General features: G+C 63.4%; 15 protein-coding genes and 1 tRNA gene. 11 read left to right on the plus strand and 5 right to left on the minus strand.

Annotated elements, in window-relative coordinates; genetic code table 11:
• Position 1: 1 nt before the first annotated feature.
• Complete coding sequence (locus LB523_RS12840) at positions 2-730, minus strand: 3-deoxy-manno-octulosonate cytidylyltransferase (RefSeq protein ID WP_224603077.1); 729 nt, start codon at positions 728-730, stop codon at positions 2-4.
• Between the two features lie 193 nt (positions 731-923).
• Here LB523_RS12840 and LB523_RS12845 point away from each other — a divergent pair, with 193 nt between their 5' ends.
• The 7 genes from LB523_RS12845 (at position 924) to LB523_RS12875 (ending at position 10,478) form a co-directional block, all read left to right on the plus strand.
• Complete coding sequence (locus LB523_RS12845; protein ID WP_224526766.1) at positions 924-1,595, plus strand: c-type cytochrome; 672 nt, start codon at positions 924-926, stop codon at positions 1,593-1,595.
• A gap of 254 nt (positions 1,596-1,849) precedes the next feature.
• A complete protein-coding gene (locus LB523_RS12850; protein WP_224603078.1) occupies positions 1,850-3,730 on the plus strand; it encodes an extracellular solute-binding protein in 1,881 nt (626 codons plus the stop codon).
• On the plus strand, positions 3,730-5,607 hold the full coding sequence (locus LB523_RS12855) for an extracellular solute-binding protein (protein WP_224603079.1): 1,878 nt from the start codon (positions 3,730-3,732) through the stop codon (positions 5,605-5,607). Before LB523_RS12850 ends, LB523_RS12855 begins: the two co-directional genes overlap by 1 nt.
• Positions 5,608-5,637: 30 nt before the next feature.
• Positions 5,638-6,732 carry a microcin C ABC transporter permease YejB gene (locus tag LB523_RS12860; RefSeq protein ID WP_095766000.1) on the plus strand — a complete coding sequence of 365 codons (1,095 nt, stop codon included), beginning with the start codon at positions 5,638-5,640 and terminating at the stop codon, positions 6,730-6,732.
• Positions 6,732-7,871, plus strand: coding sequence for an ABC transporter permease (locus LB523_RS12865; protein WP_095766001.1), 1,140 nt, complete (start codon positions 6,732-6,734; stop codon positions 7,869-7,871). The genes LB523_RS12860 and LB523_RS12865 overlap by 1 nt, the downstream gene beginning before the upstream one ends.
• Positions 7,868-9,496, plus strand: a complete 1,629-nt coding sequence (locus LB523_RS12870; protein WP_224603080.1) for an ABC transporter ATP-binding protein — start codon at positions 7,868-7,870, stop codon at positions 9,494-9,496. Before LB523_RS12865 ends, LB523_RS12870 begins: the two co-directional genes overlap by 4 nt.
• 40 nt (positions 9,497-9,536) lie before the next feature.
• Complete coding sequence (locus LB523_RS12875) at positions 9,537-10,478, plus strand: 2-hydroxyacid dehydrogenase (RefSeq protein WP_224603081.1); 942 nt, start codon at positions 9,537-9,539, stop codon at positions 10,476-10,478.
• On the opposite strand, the gene LB523_RS12880 is transcribed toward LB523_RS12875, so the two are convergent.
• From LB523_RS12880 to LB523_RS12890, 3 genes are all read right to left on the minus strand, one after another.
• Positions 10,475-11,005, minus strand: a complete 531-nt coding sequence (locus tag LB523_RS12880; protein WP_140843788.1) for an AAA family ATPase — start codon at positions 11,003-11,005, stop codon at positions 10,475-10,477. The genes LB523_RS12875 and LB523_RS12880 overlap by 4 nt on opposite strands.
• A gap of 59 nt (positions 11,006-11,064) precedes the next feature.
• A complete protein-coding gene (locus LB523_RS12885; protein ID WP_140843790.1) occupies positions 11,065-11,439 on the minus strand; it encodes a hypothetical protein in 375 nt (124 codons plus the stop codon).
• Between the two features lie 135 nt (positions 11,440-11,574).
• A complete protein-coding gene (locus tag LB523_RS12890; protein WP_224603082.1) occupies positions 11,575-12,519 on the minus strand; it encodes a class I SAM-dependent DNA methyltransferase in 945 nt (314 codons plus the stop codon).
• Between the two features lie 110 nt (positions 12,520-12,629).
• Between LB523_RS12890 and LB523_RS12895 the strand changes: the two genes are divergently transcribed.
• Both LB523_RS12895 and LB523_RS12900 read left to right on the plus strand, forming a co-directional pair.
• Positions 12,630-13,640 carry a ligase-associated DNA damage response exonuclease gene (locus tag LB523_RS12895; RefSeq protein WP_224603215.1) on the plus strand — a complete coding sequence of 337 codons (1,011 nt, stop codon included), beginning with the start codon at positions 12,630-12,632 and terminating at the stop codon, positions 13,638-13,640.
• 241 nt (positions 13,641-13,881) lie between these two features.
• Complete coding sequence (locus LB523_RS12900) at positions 13,882-15,483, plus strand: cisplatin damage response ATP-dependent DNA ligase (RefSeq protein ID WP_224603083.1); 1,602 nt, start codon at positions 13,882-13,884, stop codon at positions 15,481-15,483.
• Positions 15,484-15,603: 120 nt separating this feature from the next.
• Here the strand turns inward: LB523_RS12900 and LB523_RS12905 are convergent, their stop codons facing one another.
• The gene (locus tag LB523_RS12905; RefSeq protein WP_224603084.1) at positions 15,604-16,800 is read right to left on the minus strand and encodes a hypothetical protein; all 1,197 of its coding nucleotides are present in this window, start codon (positions 16,798-16,800) and stop codon (positions 15,604-15,606) included.
• A 337-nt stretch (positions 16,801-17,137) separates the two neighbouring features.
• Here LB523_RS12905 and LB523_RS12910 point away from each other — a divergent pair.
• Together LB523_RS12910 and LB523_RS12915 are read left to right on the plus strand one after the other, a co-directional pair.
• Positions 17,138-17,213 (plus strand) — tRNA-Thr (locus LB523_RS12910).
• A gap of 1,511 nt (positions 17,214-18,724) precedes the next feature.
• A complete protein-coding gene (locus LB523_RS12915) occupies positions 18,725-18,913 on the plus strand; it encodes a YodC family protein (protein ID WP_095766010.1) in 189 nt (62 codons plus the stop codon).
• Positions 18,914-18,994: the final 81 nt, after the last annotated feature.

Below are 18,994 nucleotides of genomic sequence, written 5' to 3' on the forward strand. Positions count from 1 at the left end.
CTCAATTTGAAAGGATCTGTCTTGCCCGCTCGAGATCATGCGGCGTATCGACGCCGAGCGGCACGGAATGGACGATCTCGGCGTCAATGCGCATGCCGGCTTCCAGCGCGCGCAGCTGCTCCAGCCGCTCGCGACGCTCCAGCGGCGACGGCTTCAGCGCGACGAAACGTTCCAGCGCGGCGCGGCGATACGCGTAGAGGCCGATGTGATGGTAGAGTGGCCCCTCGCCCCAGGGCGCGGCGGCTCGGGTGAAATAGAGGGCTCGCAACCGTGTCGCGGACTGCGGCGAGCCGACGATCTTGACGACATTGGGATTGGTCTTCTCCTCGTCGCGCACGATCTCGACGCCGAGCGTGGCGATATCGACCGATTTGTCCTCAAACGGCCGCAGCGACGCGCCGATGATTTCGGGGTCGATGGTCGGCAGATCGCCCTGGACGTTGACGATCGTTTGCACCCGCCTTTCGGGGTCGAGCGCCGTCAGCGCCTCGAAGATGCGGTCGGAGCCCGATTCGTGATCCGCTCGGGTCATGACAGCCTCGAAACCATGCGCCCGCACGGCTTGCGCGACCGCTTCCGTGTCGGTCGCCACCACCACGCGGCCAAGCCCGGCCTCGGCCCCGCGCCGGGCGACATGGACGATCATCGGCACGCCCGCAATGTCGGCCAGCGGCTTGCCCGGCAGGCGCGTCGAGGCCATGCGGGCGGGGATCAGGATCAAGGTCGACATCGGATTTCAGGGCAGCCGAAAAAAGCGGATGGAAAAGTGGCAAAAGGTCTCACTGGAAGCGCCCTTATAGGTGTTGCAACGCCAGAGCAAAAGACCTAGTTTCCGCGCGGTTTGACTGGCCTTTCAGGGCAGTTCGCGAGACCGACGGACGGAGTGGACGGGACGGTCCGCCGGAAAAGGGAGCAAGGGGCGTATGGATTCCAACGAAGTCAACAAGCTGCTCGGCGGATTTCTTGGAACCTGCTTCATCGTCTTTTCCATAGGCCTCGTCTCGGACGGGCTGTTCGCCTCGCCGACGCCCGAAAAGCCCGGCTTCGCCATCGAAGCGCAGGAACCGGCCGAAGGCGGTCCGGCTGCTCCCGCGGCGGAAGCCAAGCCGATCGCCGACCTACTCGCCACCGCCAACGCAGAGGCGGGCGCCGCGATCTTCAAGAAATGCCAGGCCTGCCATTCCGGCGAAAAAGGCGGTCCGAACAAGGTCGGTCCGGACCTTTGGGACATCGTCGACCGCCCCGTCGCCGAGCATGAAGGCTTCGCCTATTCGGCCGGCATGAAGGATTTCTCCAAGGGCGGCCAGGAGCACTGGACCTACGACAATCTCAACCACTTCATCACCTCGCCGAAGAAGTTCGTGAAGGGCACGGCGATGGGCTTCGCCGGCCTGCCGAAGGATGAAGACCGCGCCAATGTGATCGCCTATCTGCGCACGCTGTCGGACAATCCGAAGCCGCTGCCGCAGCCGGGCGCTTCGGCGGAAGCCAAGCCGGCGGAAGGTGCCGCACCCGCGAAGCCCGCCGAAGGCGCCGCGCCGGCCAAGCCGGCCGAGGGAACCGCTCCGGCCAAGCCCGCCGCGCCCGCTCAATAAACAATTTGTCATAGAGACTTCCTTGGAAAAGCCGGGTTCGTCCCGGCTTTTCTGTTAGGAAAGCTGCATGGAGCGCGACAAAGGCGGCACTTGCGGTTTCCACCCGCGTCAAATGATCTAGATTGCGGGTGGACAGAGCAATTCCAGGAAGGGAGAACCGGTTTCCGTCCGGAATTGCTTCGAAACAAAGCGATAGAGCGGTTGTCGTTTCCGGGAACGATGAACCGCTCTGGAGTTCGCGACGAGGAGAACGCATGAAGGTTGGCCGTTTCCGCACGCTTTTCGCATCGGCGTTCGCGCTCGCCTTCGCCGCCAGCCTGCAGGCCGGCTTCGCCGATGAATGGCGTACGACATCGTCGCTGATCGGACCTTCGAAGTATGGCGAGAATTTTCAGCATTACGACTACGTCAATCCGAATGCGCCGAAGGGCGGCACCTACAATGCCGTCGCTATAGGGACCTTCGACAGCTTCAATCCCTTCATAGTGCAAGGGTCACCCGCTGCTGGCTTCGCCGATTTTGGTGGCAGCCAGCTTTACGACACGCTGATGGAACAGGCTACTGATGAAGGCAGTGTGAGCCACCCCCTGATCGCAGACGCCTTCAAGTATCCTGCCGATTTTTCCTCAGCCACCTACCGACTCGATCCTCGTGCAAAATGGCATGACGGCAAGCCGATCACCGTCGACGACGTGGTCTGGTCATTCCAGGTGCTGAAGGCCAACAGCCCCAGATACAATCGCTATTTCGAGAACGTGACCGAGGCGGTCGCGGTCTCGGACCGCGAGGTCGAGTTCCATTTCAACCAGAAGGGCAACCGCGAGCTGCCCAAGATCCTCGGCGATCTCGTCGTCTTGCCGAAGCACTGGTGGGAAGGCACGGACGCCAGCGGCAAGAAGCGCGACATCACAAGGCCGACGCTCGAGCCGCCACTGGGCTCCGCGGCCTACAAGATCGCCAGCTTCAAGCCAGGCTCGGAAATCGTCTGGCAGCGCGTGCCGGACTATTGGGGCGCCAAGCTGCCGGTGAAGATCGGCCGCGAGAATTTCGACACCCAGCGCTTCACCTACATCCTTGACGACAACGCTGCCTGGCAGGCCTTCACAAAAGGTGGGCTGGACGACATCCACCGCGAAATGAGTTCGCGCAAATGGGCAACGGCCTATGACTTTCCGGCCTTCAAGGGCGGCGATGTGATCAAGAAGACCTTCGAAAGCGAACATGCGCAGCCCATGCAGGGCTTCGTGTTCAACCAGCGGCGAGCACTTTTCCAAGATCGTCGGGTGCGTGAGGCGCTGACCCAGCCCTTCGATTTCGAGACGATGAACAGGACGCTGTTTTTTGGCTTCAACACCAGAACGTCGAGCTATTTCCAAGGCACCGAACTGGCATCGAGCGGCCTGCCGCAAGGCAAGGAACTGGAAATCCTGGAAAAATATCGCGACAAGCTGCCGCCCGAATTGTTCACTCAGGAGTTCAAGCTAGCTGTCTATGACTCACCGCAAGCGGAGCGGAAACATCTTAAGCGGGCCGTTGATCTTCTTGCTCAGGCCGGCTGGCAGATCAAAGGCGGCAAGATGATCAACACAAAGTCCGGCGAGCCGCTTAAGTTCGAGATACTCGGGTCGAACGACACCGACCAAGTCATCTCCAGCCCTTACATCGCTAACCTGCGCAAAATAGGGATCGACGCGACCCTACGCATCATCGACCAGACCCAGTACATCAACCGGATCAACCACTTCGACTTCGACATGGTAACCACGGTGCTTCAGCAATCTGAATCGCCCGGCAACGAGCAACGCGAATTCTGGAGTTCGAAGGCAGCAGACGCTCCAGGCTCGCGTAACCTGATGGGCATTAAGGACCCGGTCGTCGACGCCCTGATAGATCGGATCGTTTTTGCCAGCGACCGCGCCGACCTTGTCGCCGCCACCCATGCCCTTGACCGGGTGCTTTTGTGGAACTTCTACGTTTTGCCGCAGTACCATCGCTCGGCCGTCTGGTATGCTTATTGGAACAAATTCGGCATGCCGGATAAGCAGCCCAGCTACCGCGGCGCCGATATCGATTCCTGGTGGATCGACACGGCCAGGGAAAAGGCGCTGGCCGCCAAGTACAAAGGCGTCAATTGATGGAGCGGCGGACTTTGCTTCCTCGCCGCGACTTCCTGGCGCTCGGCGCCGCGGCCACGGCGGCCGCGTTGCTGCCGGGCCGGGCCTTTGCTGATACCCCGACCGGTATCAGGCTGCATGGCCTGTCGGCCTTCGGCGACCTCAAATACAAGCCTGATTTCACGCATTTCGACTATGTCAATGTCGATGCGCCGCAAGGCGGCACCTTCAACTTCTCGCCGCCCAACTGGGGCGCCAACCAGAGCCCGCAGACCTTCAACACGCTGAATTCGTTCGTACCCAAGGGCGATTCCCCGCAGCGCATGGAAATGTGCTTCGATTCCCTGATGGTGCGGGCGCTTGACGAGCCGGATGCGGCCTATGGACTGATCGCCGAGAGTGTCACGATCTCCGACGACCGCAACACCTTCACCTTCTCGCTGCGCCCGCAGGCGCGCTTCCATGACGGCACGCCGCTCACCGCCGACGATGTTGCCTTCACCTTCAAGCTGCTGAAAGACAAAGGGCATCCGGACTACGCGCTGTCACTGACGCATCTGGAAGATGCCGTGGCGAAGGACACCCACACGGTCGAGCTCAAATTCTCGGGCAAGCAGTCGGCCCGCACCATCCTCAACGTCGTCGGATTTCCTATCCTTTCGAAGGCCTTCTTTACGGCCAACCCGTTCGATTCCTCGCAGCTCAATCCACCGCTCGGCTCAAGCGCCTACAAAGTCGGGCGCTGGTCGGCGGGCGCCTGGATCGAATATGAGCGGGTGGCCGACTATTGGGGCAACGACCTGCCGGTCAATCGCGGCCTGAACAATTTCGGGCGTGTCCGCGTCGAATTCTACCAGGATCGCACCGCCGGGTTCGAGGCCTTCAAGAAGGGCGAGATCCTCTACCGCGAGGAATTCACGTCGCGCGTCTGGGCGACGGCTTACGATTTTCCGGCCTTTACCGCCGGCAAGGTGATCAAGCATGAGTTCCCGGCTGAAACCACGCCATCCATGCAGGCCACCGCGGTCAACCAGCGGCGTGAGCAGTTCAAGGATCCACGCGTGCGGCAAGCGATCGCGCTCTGCTTCGATTTCGAATGGACACGGCGCAACTTCTTTTATGGTTCCTATGAGCGCTCGCAATCCTGCTTCGAAAAATCCGACTTCCGGGCCGCGGGCATGCCGACCCCGCAGGAACTGGCGCTGCTTGAGCCGCTGCGCGACCAGCTGCCGCCGGAGACATTCGGCGAAGCGGTGACGCAACCGCCGTCGGACGGCTCAGGGCGGGACCGGAAGCAACTGAGCGCGGCATTGAAGTTGCTCGCTCAGGCCGGCTGGAAACGCTCCGGTGATTTCGTGGTCAACGACAAGGGCGGGCGGCTGGCCGCCGAATTCCTGGTCGACGACGAGACCTTCGTGCAGGTCTATTCGCCCTGGGTCGCCAACATGAAGGCCATCGGCATCGATGCGTCGATCCGCCTGGTGGATTCGGCGCAGTACCAGCTCAGGCAATCGACATTCGATTTCGACCTGCTCTCGGCCGCCTTCAATTTCAGCGCTACGCCGACCCGCGACGATCTGGAAATTTTCTTCCACTCGCGCAGCGCCGCCGTATCGGGCTCGCGCAACCTGTCGGGCGTTGCAAGCCCGGCAGTCGATGCGCTGATCGATGCCGTCGGCGCCGCCAAGGATCGTGAAAGCCTGACCACCGCCATGCGCGCGTTGGACCGGGCCTTGCGCGCGCGGCGCGATTGGATTCCAAGTTGGTATCTGGCGAATCACCGAAGCGCCTATTGGGACATGTTCGGCTTCCCCGAACAGAAACCCGATTTCGGCTTTCCGGTCGAGGCGCTGTGGTGGTTCGACAAGGGCAAGGCGGCGAAGATTGGCAAAGCCTGACATCACTGTTCGCGCGGGGCCCGTCGCCTGATGGGCGCCTATATCCTGCGCCGCATTCTCCTGATGATCCCGACGCTGTTCGGCATCATGGCGATCTCCTTCGCGGTCATCCAGTTCGCGCCGGGCGGCCCGGTCGAGCAGGTGATCGCCCGGCTGACCAACCAGGGCGGCAACGACCGCCTCGGCAGCGGTGGCGGCGACGCCGGCGGCGGCAATTTCGACGTGGCCGGCGATGTCGGCTCGAAATATCGCGGCGCGCAGGGGCTCGATCCCGAATTCATCAAGAAGCTGGAAAAGCAATTCGGCTTCGACAAGCCGCCGCTCGAGCGCTTCGGCATGATGCTGTGGAACTATATCCGCTTCGATTTCGGCGACAGCTATTTCCGCGATATCTCGGTGCTGAACCTGATCCTGGAGAAGATGCCCGTCTCCATCTCCATCGGCCTGTGGATCACGCTGTTGTCGTACCTGATCTCGATCCCGCTCGGAATCCGCAAGGCGGTGAAGGACGGCTCGACCTTCGACGTGTGGACCAGCGGCGTCGTCATCGTCGGCTATGCCATCCCAGGCTTCCTGTTCGGCATCATGCTCATGGTACTGTTCGCGGGCGGTTCGTTCTGGGACTGGTTTCCGCTGCGCGGCATCGTCTCTGACAATTGGGATCAGCTGTCTTGGCCCGCCAAGATCGCAGACTATTTCTGGCACATGACGCTGCCGCTGACGGCGCTCGTGCTCTCGGCTTTCGCGACGACCACCCTGCTCACCAAGAACTCCTTCCTCGAAGAAATCCGCAAGCAATATGTGGTGACGGCGCGCGCCAAGGGGCTGTCGGAGCACAAGGTGCTCTACGGCCACGTGTTCCGCAACGCCATGCTGATCGTCATCGCCGGTTTTCCCGGCGCCTTCATCTCGGCCTTCTTCACCGGCTCGCTGCTGATCGAGAACATCTTCTCGCTCGACGGCCTCGGCCTGCTCGGCTTCAAGTCGGTGATCGACCGCGACTATCCGGTGGTGTTCGCCACGCTCTACATCTTCTCGCTGCTTGGCCTGTTCGTCGGCCTTCTGTCCGACCTGATCTATACCTGGGTCGATCCGCGCATCGACTTCGAGCGGAGAGACATCTGATGGCCGAGGCCGCGATCCAAAGCGCCCCGGTTCGGCCCCGCAGGCCATTTCTGTCGCCGCTCAACCAGCGGCGGTTGCAGAATTTCAAGGCTAACCGGCGCGGCTACTGGTCGCTCTGGATCTTCCTGTTGCTGTTCGTGCTGTCGCTGTTTTCAGAGCTGATCGCCAACGACAAGCCGATCGTCGCCTCCTACAAGGGCGAGATCCTGTTTCCGGTTCTGGTCGCCTATCCGGAGGAGAAGTTCGGCGGTTTCTATGCCGTCACCGACTATCGCGATCCGGTGATCCAGGACGAGATCAACTCCAATGGCTGGATGATCTGGCCGCCAGTCCGCTACTCCTATCAGACGGTCAACAACGCCATTCCGGAACCGGCGCCCGCAAAGCCGTCCTGGCTTTACGACAAGAAGACGCGCTGCAGCCAGTACCCGCAAGGCGAGGCCGACGCCAACTGCACCGTCGGCAACTGGAACTGGCTGGGCACGGACGACCAGGCCCGCGACGTGCTGGCGCGGGTGCTCTATGGCTTCCGCATCTCGGTTCTGTTCGGCCTGATCCTGACGCTCGGCTCGTCGCTGATCGGCGTCGCGGCCGGCGCGGTGCAAGGCTATTTCGGCGGTTGGACCGACCTTCTCTTCCAGCGTTTCATCGAGATCTGGTCGGCGATCCCGGTGCTCTATCTGCTGCTCATCATCTCGGCCATCCTGCCGCCCGGCTTCTTCATCCTGCTCGGCCTGATGCTGCTGTTTTCATGGGTGGCGCTGGTCGGCGTGGTGCGGGCCGAATTCCTGCGCGCGCGCAACTTCGAATATGTCAACGCGGCGCGCGCGCTGGGCGTGCCAAACCTCACCATCATGTTCCGCCACCTGCTGCCGAACGCCATGGTGGCGACGCTGACCTTCCTGCCCTTCCTGCTCTCTGGCTCAATCTCGACGCTGACCTCGCTCGACTATCTCGGCTTCGGCCTGCCGCCGGGCTCGGCCTCGCTCGGCGAATTGCTGAAACAGGCGCAGCGCAACCTCAACGCCCCCTGGCTCGGCATCTCCGGCTTCATCGTGATCTCGCTGATGCTGTCCCTGCTGGTCTTCATCGGCGAGGCGACGCGCGACGCCTTCGATCCGCGCAAGACGTTCAAATGAACCAAGCCCTCCTTTCCGTCCAGGATCTGAGCGTCGCCTTCGCGCAAGGCGGCAGCCAGGCGATCGCCGTCGATCACATCTCATTCGACATCGCCAAGGGCGAGACGCTGGCCCTGGTGGGCGAATCCGGCTCGGGCAAATCGGTCTCGGCGCTGTCGGTGCTGAAGCTCCTGCCCTATCCGGCAGCCAGCCATCCGTCGGGTAGAATCCTGTTCAGCGGGGCCAACCTGCTCGCCATGGACGAGAAGGCGTTGCGCGGCGTGCGCGGCAACAAGATCACCATGATCTTCCAGGAGCCGATGACCTCGCTCAACCCGCTGCACACGATCGAGCAGCAGATCGTCGAGGTGCTGCAATTGCATCAGGGCCTGCGCGACGCCCCGGCGCGCGCCCGCACGCTGGAACTGCTCACCGAGGTCGGCATCCGCGATCCGCAGAAACGCCTCGACGCCTATCCGCACCAGCTCTCCGGCGGCCAGCGCCAGCGCGTCATGATCGCCATGGCTCTGGCCAACGAGCCGGAGCTTCTGATCGCCGACGAGCCGACGACCGCGCTCGACGTCACCGTGCAGGCGCAGATCCTGGAACTGCTGGCGGAGCTCAAAGCCCGCAAGGGCATGTCGCTGCTGTTCATCACGCATGATCTCGGCATCGTGCGCAGGATCGCCGACCGCGTCTGCGTCATGACCAAGGGCAAGATCGTGGAGAGCGGCCCGACCAGGGAAATCTTCGCCAATCCGCGGCATGACTATACAAAGCATCTGCTCGCGGCCGAGCCGAAGGGCAAGCCGCCCACAACCGACCCGGGCGCCAAATCAGTCATGACCGGCAAGGACATCAAGGTCTGGTTCCCGATCAAGAAAGGCTTCTTCCGGACCACGGTCGACCATGTGAAGGCCGTGGACGGCATCGACGTCACGGTGCGGGCCGGCCAGACCCTTGGCGTCGTCGGCGAATCCGGCTCGGGCAAGACGACGCTGGGCCTAGCGCTCGCGCGGATGATCTCCTCGACCGGTACGATCAATTTCAACGGACGCGACATCAACCAGCTCTCCTTCGGCGCCATGCGGCCGCTGCGGCGCGAATTGCAGATCGTCTTCCAGGATCCGTTCGGATCGCTCAGCCCGCGCCTGTCGGTCTCCGAGATCATCGAGGAAGGACTGAAGATCCACGAGCCGAAGCTCTCGGCCGACCAGCGCGACGACAAGGTGGTCGCCGTGCTGAAGGAGGTCGGCCTCGATCCCGAAACGCGCCACCGCTATCCGCATGAATTCTCCGGCGGCCAACGCCAGCGCGTCGCCATCGCCCGCGCCATGGTGCTCAACCCGCGCTTCGTCATGCTCGACGAGCCGACCTCCGCGCTCGACATGAGCGTGCAGGCGCAGGTGGTCGACCTTTTGCGCAGCCTGCAGGCCAAGCATAATCTCGCTTACCTCTTCATCAGCCACGACCTCAAGGTCGTCCGCGCCCTTGCCAATGATGTCATCGTCATGCGCAATGGCCGGATCGTCGAGGCGGGACCTTCCGAACAGATTTTCAGCAGCCCGCAAACCGATTATACGCGGGCGCTGATGGCGGCGGCCTTCAAGATCGAGACCGCGCCGACCGGCGTGGTCAGCGAGTAGCCGGACCCGCACCGGCGAAACAGGGAAGAAAAATCCGAAAATGGAAAAAGGCAAAATCCTGCTTGCCCTCACGGGCATCCACCCGCAGCGCTGGCACGAGCTGCTCTCGGCCGAGCGCGAGGTCGTGCTGGAGCCGAACGGCGCCAACGATCCTTCGATCACCTATGCGGTGGTGTGGAAGCAGAAGCCCAACCTTCTCAAGTCGCTGCCCAATCTGCGCGCCATCTTCTCGATCGGCGCCGGTGTCGACCATGTCTTTGCCGATCCAGGCCTGCCCGACGTGCCGATCGTCAAGATCGTCGCCGACAATCTTACCCAGCACATGGTCGAATATGTTGTCTGGCGCGTGCTCGACCACCATCGCCAGGCCTCGCTTTACCGAGCCCAGCAGCAAAAGAAGATCTGGCACGAGCCGCCGCAACGGGTGGCGGGCGACGTCTCCGTCGGCATCATGGGGCTTGGCAGTCTTGGCCGCGCCGCGGCTTCGGCGTTGTTGTCGCTCGGTTTCGCCGTCAACGGATGGTCGCGCAGCGAGCGGGGGATGAAGGGCGTTTCGACCTATGCCGGCGAGGCGGGGCTGATCCCCTTCCTCAACGCCACCGATATCCTGGTTGTGCTCTTGCCGCTCACGCCGCAGACCCAGGGCATCGTCAATTACGGACTGCTCAAGGAACTGCGCCGGCGCAACGGGCTCGGCGGCGCGGTGCTGATCAATGCCGGGCGCGGACGGCTGCAGAAGGATGCCGACATTTTGCGCGCGCTGGACGACGGCACGCTGAAGGAAGCGAGCCTCGACGTGTTCGAGGTCGAACCGCTGCCGAAGACCAGCCCGCTGTGGAGCCATCCGAAAGTGTTCGTCACGCCGCATGCGGCGGCGACGTCGGACCCGGCGCATCTGGTGCCGATCATGCTTCGCCAGATGGCCGCCTTCGAGCGCGGCGAGAAGCTCGAGAACCTGGTCGACCGCAAGGCGGGGTATTAATCGGGAGTCAGACCCCAGTCGCGGAAGCGCTGCTTGATCGCCCGCAGCGAAGACAGCTGCAGCTTCGGCAGATCGAGCGCTTCGAACATCGCCCGGTATTTCCTGCGGTTTCGCGGCGTGGTGACGGCGATGTGGTGGATCATGTCCCATTTGATGCTGTCGCGCCCGCCTTCCAGAGCGCCGAGCCTGTCCTTCTCGAACAGCGTTCGCCTTAAATAGCGCAGAAGACTCGCGGCCGTGGAGATATCCAGCAGAATCAAGCCTGTCGCCCGCCGAAGTCGCTGCGGCATGCAAACCGAATAGTTCCCGTCCATCACCCAGCGCTCGCCGGCTATCGCGGCATCGTGCAGGGCAATGAATTCGGCCCTCGGACGCTGCTCCCAATCCGTATTGGGCAGATGAAAGAGCTGATCGAGGTGAACGGCTTCCAGGCCGCGCTTGCGCGCTATCGCGTCGGCAAGGGTGGACTTGCCGCTATTGGACGGGCCCAGGATGCAGATGCGGTCGCCGAGGTCTGAGAGGTTCATCGGGCGGTCTTTCAAGCGCGATCAAACGCTCGCCGGTCCATCCGAGCGTCAAACGGGGCTCAGGAAGGTTTCGAGCCGGGCAGCCCGAGCGTCTCCTTCTTCTTCGGCTTGCCGCAGTCGCGGCGTTCGATCGAGCGGTTCATGGCGTCGATCTCGCCGCTCGCCTTGTTGCTGGCGCGCTGCGCCTTGGAGCGCATATCCGGCATGAACGGGCCGAAGCCCATGGCCGGATTGGAGAAGCCCGGCTTGGCAGTGACGGGCAGATTGTTCTGCCGCGCCAGTTGATTGCGCTGCGCCAGCAACTGATCGCAAGGCACATCGTCATATTGCAATGAGGATTGGACATCCTCGTCCTGACGCTCGGCCATCGACGTGCCGCCGACACAGCCGGAGACCGTCAGGCAAGACGCCAACGCAACCATGGTCCAGCGCATGGATATCTCCCTAGGGCAATTCCAGGAAAAGTGCCTCGTGGTTTTCCGTCCGGAATTGCGCAAAAACAAAGACTCGGTATCCGCCCCGCGCAACCCCGACCATGCCATTCGGGCTTTTTCGCAGCAAGGTCGACCTCATGCCGTTGCCGGATTCCCCAGCTCGGCGGCTGCAGCGGGAAACCCAGCCACAATGGCCAGGCCCTCGACCGGATCCCGCCGGTCGTGCCGGATAACCGTGCTTTCCAGCGACAGGACCGCAAGGCCGTTTGCCGCGAGCAATAGCCGCGCATAGGCCTCTGAGTGGGCATAACGCCGCGACGGCAAAAGGGCGAAATCGCCGTCGCCGGCAAGCGTCTCGAGCGAAAAGGCGAACAGGCCGCCATCGGCAAGCATGTTCGCGACCGCGCCGACAATGCGTTCGAGCGCGCCCAGATAGATGAACACGTCGGCCGCGACCACGAGGTCGGCCTTGGCGCCTGTGTAAGAGAAATGCTGGAGGTCGGCCTTGGCCAGCCGGTCGTAGATGCCCTTGGCCTTCGCCTTCCTCAGCATGCCGGCCGAGATGTCGTAGCCCTCCAGCCGGTCGGCGAACGGGCGCAGCCTCTCGCCCATCAGGCCGGTGCCGCAGCCGAAGTCGAGGGCCAACCGGAACCGGCCGGGCTGTGCCTTGCTTATGGCGCGCCAGAGAAAATCCGGCAGCCCATAACCGAGCTTCCCGACAAGCGAGTCCTCGAAACTGTCGGCGTAGTGATCGAACAAGGTCTCGACAAAGGCGCTGGGCGGCGCCTCGGCGGCGGGCGCCTTGCCGATCAGTTGAAGCTTCAGCGCGGCGCCAAGGCGGTCCGCGGGCTCGAGCTTCAGCGCCATGGCCCAGGCCTGCGCGGCCTGGTCGAGCAGGCCTGCCGCCTCCTGCATCTCGCCGAGGCGAAACCAGCCCGCCGCCCATTGCGGCGCCAGTTCCAGCGCGCCAAGCAGAAGCTCGGCCGCCTGCGCCAGCCCGCCCGAGGCGAGCAGCGTCTCGGCGAAATCGGCGCGACGATCGGCGTTCAAATCGCCCGAGGAGGCCTGGAGCGGTTTCATCTTTTGAAAAATCCCACCGGCGAGGCGGAGCCGGCAAGGGGCTGTAGGACGAGTCAGCAGTCTCTTGCAACAGGCTTCCCGAGGCAAATTTAGCCACTATGTTCAAAGCCATGCGCGCCAGCGACCTGCTCAAGCCCCGGCCGGAGGGCCTCTACTGCCCGCCCGGCGATTTCTTCATCGATCCGGTACGGCCCGTCGGGCGGGCGCTGATCACGCATGGCCATTCCGACCATGCGCGCTCCGGCCACCGCTCGGTGCTGGCCACGCAAGAGACGCTCGACATCATGGGGCTGCGTTACGGCGAGGATTTCGCCGGGACCACGCAGGCGGCTGCTTTCGGTCAGACGATCGACATCAACGGCGTCGCCGTGACCTTCCATCCGGCCGGGCATGTGCTGGGCTCGGCGCAGATCTGCGTCGAGCATGGGGGCATGCGCATCGTCGCCTCCGGCGACTACAAGCGGCAGAAGGACGCCACCTGCCTGCCGTTCGAGCCTATCCCATGCGATGTCTTCATCACCGAAGCGACCTTCGGCCTGCCGGTGTTTCGCCATCCGCCGGACCATGAGGAGATCGCGCGCGTGCTCAAATCGGCGGCGCAATTTCCCGAACGCTCGCATCTGATCGGCGCCTATGCGCTCGGCAAGGCGCAGCGCGTAATGCGGCTGTTGCGCGACGCGGGCTACGACCGGCCGATCTATATCCACGGCGCGCTGGCGAAGCTCAGCGAATATTATCAGAGCCAAGGCATCGATCTCGGCAAGCTCGAGCCGGGGACGGTGGAAAGCCGCGGCAAGGCCGATTTCGCCGGCGCGATCGTCGTCGGCCCGCCGTCGGCCTTCGCCGACCGCTGGGCGCGGCGTTTTCCCGACCCGATCTCCTGCTTCGCCTCAGGTTGGATGCGCATCCGCCAACGCGCCAAGCAAGGCGGCGTCGAGCTGCCGCTGATCATTTCCGACCACGCCGATTGGGACGAGCTGATCATCACGATCAGGGAAACCGGCGCGGAGGAAATCTGGGTCACGCATGGCCGCGAGGAGGCGCTGGTGCGCTGGTGCGAGCTGGAGGGCATCGCGGCGCGGCCGCTGCATCTCGTAGGGTATGAGGATGAGGGCGATTGATGGCGTACGCGCATAAGAAAATCGCCACCGCCGCGCTCTACGGCGCCCCCCTCTGTCCTGCCGGACATCTCCCCCTCAAGGGGGGAGATTGGCAGCTTGAACGCCGGCGCATCTCTACCGGCGCCGAAGATTCGCGAAAGCGGACGCGACGTCCAATCTCCCCCCTTGAGGGGGAGATGGCCGGCAGGCCAGAGAGGGGGGCCTCGCGCCAGCTTTCGCAATTGGCGCAGCGCAAACGCCCATGAACCGTTTCGCCGAGCTTCTCGACCGCCTTGTGCTGACGCCGTCGCGCAACGGCAAGCTGACGCTGCTGACCGATTATTTCCGCAGCGTCGAGGATCCCGATCGCGGGTTGGCGCTGGCGGCGATCACCGGCGATCTCTCGATCGCGGCGGTGAAGCCGGCAATGCTGCGCGCGCTGGTGGTCGAGCGCATGGATCCGGTGCTGTTCGGCTATTCCTACGACTATGTCGGCGATCTCGCCGAGACGGTGTCGCTGGTCTGGCCGCAACCACAAGGCCACATCCCCAATCATGTGCCGACGCTTGCCGAAGTGGTCGGCAGACTGCAGGCGGCGAGCCGCTCCGACGGACCGAAGGTTCTGTCACGGCTGCTCGACGACGCCAGCATCTCGGCGCGCTTCGCCATCATCAAGCTGGTCACCGGCGGCTTGCGCATCGGCGTGTCGGCGCGGCTCGCCAAGCAGGCGCTGGCCGACCTTGGCCAAGTCGACGTCGCTGAGATCGAGGAGCTCTGGCACGGGCTGGCGCCGCCTTACACCGAGCTATTCGCTTGGCTCGAGGGCCGGGCGGAAAAGCCGACGAGCGCCGCGCTGGCGCTGTTCCGTCCGGTGATGCTGTCCAATGCTGTCGACGACGGCGACCTCGAAAAGCTCGACCCGGCCGATTATGCGGCGGAATGGAAGTGGGACGGCATACGCGTGCAGGCGGTGTGCGAAGGCGGCGTGCGCCGGCTTTATTCGCGCACCGGCGACGACGTGTCCGGCGCCTTCCCGGACCTTGCCGCCGCGATGAATTTCGAGGCGGCGCTGGACGGCGAGCTTTTGGTCGGCGACCCGCGCGAGGCGACCGGAACCTTTTCCGACCTGCAGCAGCGGCTGAACCGCAAGAGCGTGTCGCCAAAGATCCAGCAGCAATATCCGGCCTTCATGCGCTGCTACGACGCGCTGCAGATCGACGGCGAGGACCTGCGCGCGCTGCCCTTCGCCGAGCGCCGCAAGCGACTCGAGGCTTTCGTCAAAACCCTCGACCCGAGCCGCTTCGATCTCTCGCCGCTGGTCACGTTTTCCGACTGGGAGACGCTGGAGCGGCTGCGTCAGGCGCCGCCGCATCCGATCATCGAAGGGGTGATGCTGAAGCGCTGGGATTCGCCCTATCTTGCCGGCCGGCCGAAGGGCCCGTGGTTCAAGTGGAAGCGCGACCCGCACACCATCGACGCGGTGCTGATGTATGCGCAGCGCGGCCATGGCAAGCGTTCCAGCTTTTATTCCGACTACACGTTCGGCGTCTGGTCCGGCCCGGAGGGCTCGGAAGAGCTGGTGCCGGTCGGCAAGGCCTATTTCGGCTTTACCGACGAGGAGCTGAGAGAAATCGACAAATATGTGCGCGACAACACGATCGAGCGTTTCGGGCCGGTGCGCTCGGTGCGCGCCGACCGCAGGAACGGCCTGGTGCTGGAGGTGGCGTTCGAAGGCCTCAACCGCTCGACCCGCCACAAATCTGGCGTCGCGATGCGCTTTCCCCGCATCTCACGGCTGCGCTGGGACAAGCCGGCGGCGGAAGCCGACCGCATCGAGACGCTGCAGGCATTGCTGGATAGCTAAAGATCGAGCGCCGGCGCTTCGCTCCACCCGGCGCTTCGCGCCGACCTCCCCATCGAGGGGAGGTCGCGCCGACGGCGCGGGTGAGGTGCAGCGCCTGCGTTGGCGGATAGAGCGGCGCGATCACTGCGATATCGAGACGCGTATCTCGTAGATATCCACCGACTTGCCCTTCTGGTCGAAATCGGAATTGACGGCGATCGTGCCGGCGGCGCCCGGATGCTTGTTCGGGAACTGCACGTCGAACAGATATTCGTTGCGCTCGTGGCCGACCGCGTAGCGCTTGCGGCCGCAATCGCCGAGATCGCCGAAATTGCAGTCGATCGAGATCTGCGTCTCCTTGCCTTCTTCCGAACGCGCGACGATGTCGAACATGGCATGCTTGCCCGCAAGCTTCTCCAGCACGCCCTGGCCGACATCGAAGGCGATGGCCGAACCGGACGCGCCCGAGCGGATGCGCAGGAACTGGCCGGTGTCGTCCTTCATCACCTCGGCGGCGGCGTCGGACGGCGCGCTGACATGGGTCGGGTCGGCGGGCGAGAAGACGTTGATCCAGTTCTTCGACTGGTCGGCTTCGCCCGGTTTCTGCGGCGACCCTGGCTCGGTCGGCTGCGAGGAGTCCTCGTCGTCCAGCGCCGGCGTCGGCTCCGGCGGGCCGGTGTTGAGCTCGGCCGCCGTCTTGAAGACACCGGTCTGCTTGGCGAAATAGAGGCCGATGCCGGCGGCCGCGAGCAATGTCGCGACGACGAAGATCGCGGTGAGCGGCAAGCGCCGGCCCCTGATGCGCCGCTCGTCGCGGTCGGGCGCGACCTGGGCGCCGTTGCCGACGGGAGCACCCGGCGAATCATCGAGCGAGGGCGCATCGGGAAGCGCTGTCTCATCCGGCATGATGTCGGGCACGCGCGGCAGCACACGCGCACGCGGCCGGTCTGACGCATCGGGCTGGACCGGGCCGTCGACGGTGATCGAGGGCGAGGGCGCGGTTTGCGACGGCGGCAGCGGCGCGTCGACAGACGGCGCGGCCGATTCGGACGGCGCTTCGACGCGGGGGTCCGGTGCGCCATTGCCGGTGGGCGCGACGTTTTCCGGCGGCAGCGTCACCTCTGGCACGGCCGGCAGGAACTCCGATTCGATCTCGGTGATCTTGGCCTGGACTGCCTTGCGGCGGCTGATGGCGGCCTCGACCGTGACGTTCGGATTGGCCTGCAGGACGCGGTCGAGCGCGGCAAAGGCGGATCGATAGACCCTCTCGCGGAACGCCCGGTCCTCGGCATTGCCTTTCTCGAAGGCATTGCGGATCGCTTTCTCGATGGGGTCCAAGCGAGCTCCCTCTGCGCGTTCGCTCCCGGTTGTCTGGTCGTCAGCCGCAGACGACCGATCGATCAACGGCGAGCGGCTGCCTTGCCGGCCAAAGCCATTTCGGCATTTTTTGTTGAAGAATCAACATTTTTCGTCACCGCGGCTGCAGCCGCGCCGGCCAGCCGGATGCGAAGGACCGCATACCCGCACGCCGCCGCGGGCCGCGCCGGCGCCCGTCGCGCGGTAACCGTAGATCGGAATTGCCGTCGGCGAGGCCGGAATTCACCGCTGCCCATCTTGAATTAGCGAGCGGTTGAGTCTATCACCCAGCCCATTCTGGAAGCTCAGCGCTTCCCGGGCCGCTTTAGCTCAGTTGGTAGAGCACATCATTCGTAATGATGGGGTCGCGTGTTCGAGTCACGCAAGCGGCACCAAAATTCCAATAACTTAGCCGATCGCCTCGCCGGATTTGTACAGAAACCGCACAGAAACACCTGATGCCGAAGGCTGTAGACCTGAGCGACCGCGAACTTCACCGTCTGATCAGCTAACTTTCTCCCTGCTCGCCTAGACCGTGCTTCGGAATTTCCTTTAGCCCTAACATTTGTAGGCGCGACCAGTTCGGCCGTGTGCACATGATAGGGCGCTCGGTCCTGGCGGGGCCGAGCCCAACCACCTTCACCCGCTGGCTTCGGCCGGCGGGTTTTTTCATTCTGTTACAGCTCGGCGACAACCGTCTGGGCATTCCAGTCAATGGACTTCGGTCGTATGTACTTTAAGACTGTGGCCCGAGTGCGGAACAAATACCACAAAGTTCTCTTTTCTTCCGAGTGAGAACTCAAGAAAAGGAGAAAAGCCATGTCTGACGGCCCTACAGTCGTAAACTCTGGTGGTGGCGGAACAGCCGTTGCGATAATCCTTGGCATCATCGCAGTTGTTGCCCTACTATTCTTCACGGGGGTGATAAACATAAATGGGGGCGGAGGTAAGGATGTGAACGTTAGCGTGAACACGCCCAAGGTTGAGGCGCCGTCCGCACCGTCCGTCTCCAAGCCCGCCGCGCCCGCCAAACCGGCACCGGCACCTGCTAACGGGGGCTAGGGCGGATCTTCCTCACAGGCTCCGGCGAAATGCTGGACCTGTGAGGTCCAGCGGTTCACGTCCCGCGATTCGCCGGTCCCCGCCATCTCTGCCCAGGCGCATTAGCGGAGGCCGAGCGCTTGAGCGGTCTGCCGTGAACCATGGGCCATCGGCGGATGACAAAAAGTCACCGGCGGGGGCAACCTGCCCCAACGGAATAAGGGGCTATATCTTTGGTCCCTTCGGACCAATGCGTTCGGCAGGATGGACCTCGGTCGATTGTGGGCTGGCGGGCAAATCAGACAGTCTCGCGATCGCACCGGCTGATAACCCCAAGCCCCCCGCCCTATCGGTCGGTGCATGCCCGGCTTGCGGACCTCAAAATCCTAACCACAAAAGCGAGCCGGGCTTCCATCCGCGTGCCCATGCCGAGACGCAATTTGTCGGAAATGCAATGAGGAGTTGGACGGTCTATCACGTCGATTTCAGAGCAGGGGGCAGCAGACCGCTTCTAACCAAAATCGGAAGCCTTGAAGCAGACAATCTTTTGGCGGCGGTGACGAAGGCACAGGCATTGTGGCCCGATGAAAGGTCCATGACCGTCCGCCCGGCTGCGGAAGACAGCCAATCGGCACAGCCGCCGGCCCCACTGCGCGACACCGATTGAACCCAAGGAGCGATCGGGTCGCTCGCTTCGGCTCCAAAGCCTCGACATGATCTGGCCACGCCTACGGTGCTACCTGGCGTGTTTCACAAGCGGCATCATTCTCACGCCTTTCCCCTGCACCACGTGATCGGCGCATCTCGGCCATTGTCGGGAACAGCTGTTGGTGGGAAACTCCCTTTGTCAGCATGGGAGGTCGAAATGCCCAATAGTTTCAAGACCGGAGACGTCGTCAGGCTGAAGTCCGGAGGCCCCGAAATGACCGTCAGCGACGGGGCGGCTTCCGGCACGTATCTGTGCCACTGGTTCAACCGCGAGGGCGACGTCTGGACGCCGCAACATGCGGGTTTCAAGCAGGACCAGTTGGTGGCGGTCGACCAGCCGAGATAGTCGTCGCCTCCTGTCCTTAGCAATCCTTCGATCCGGCTGCGCCGGATCCGGTAGGTTGGTGTCCGGTCGAAAAAGACCGAC

Origin of the sequence: Mesorhizobium sp. ESP-6-4 (genome assembly GCF_020164735.1) — a bacterium.
GTDB lineage: Bacteria > Pseudomonadota > Alphaproteobacteria > Rhizobiales > Rhizobiaceae > Mesorhizobium.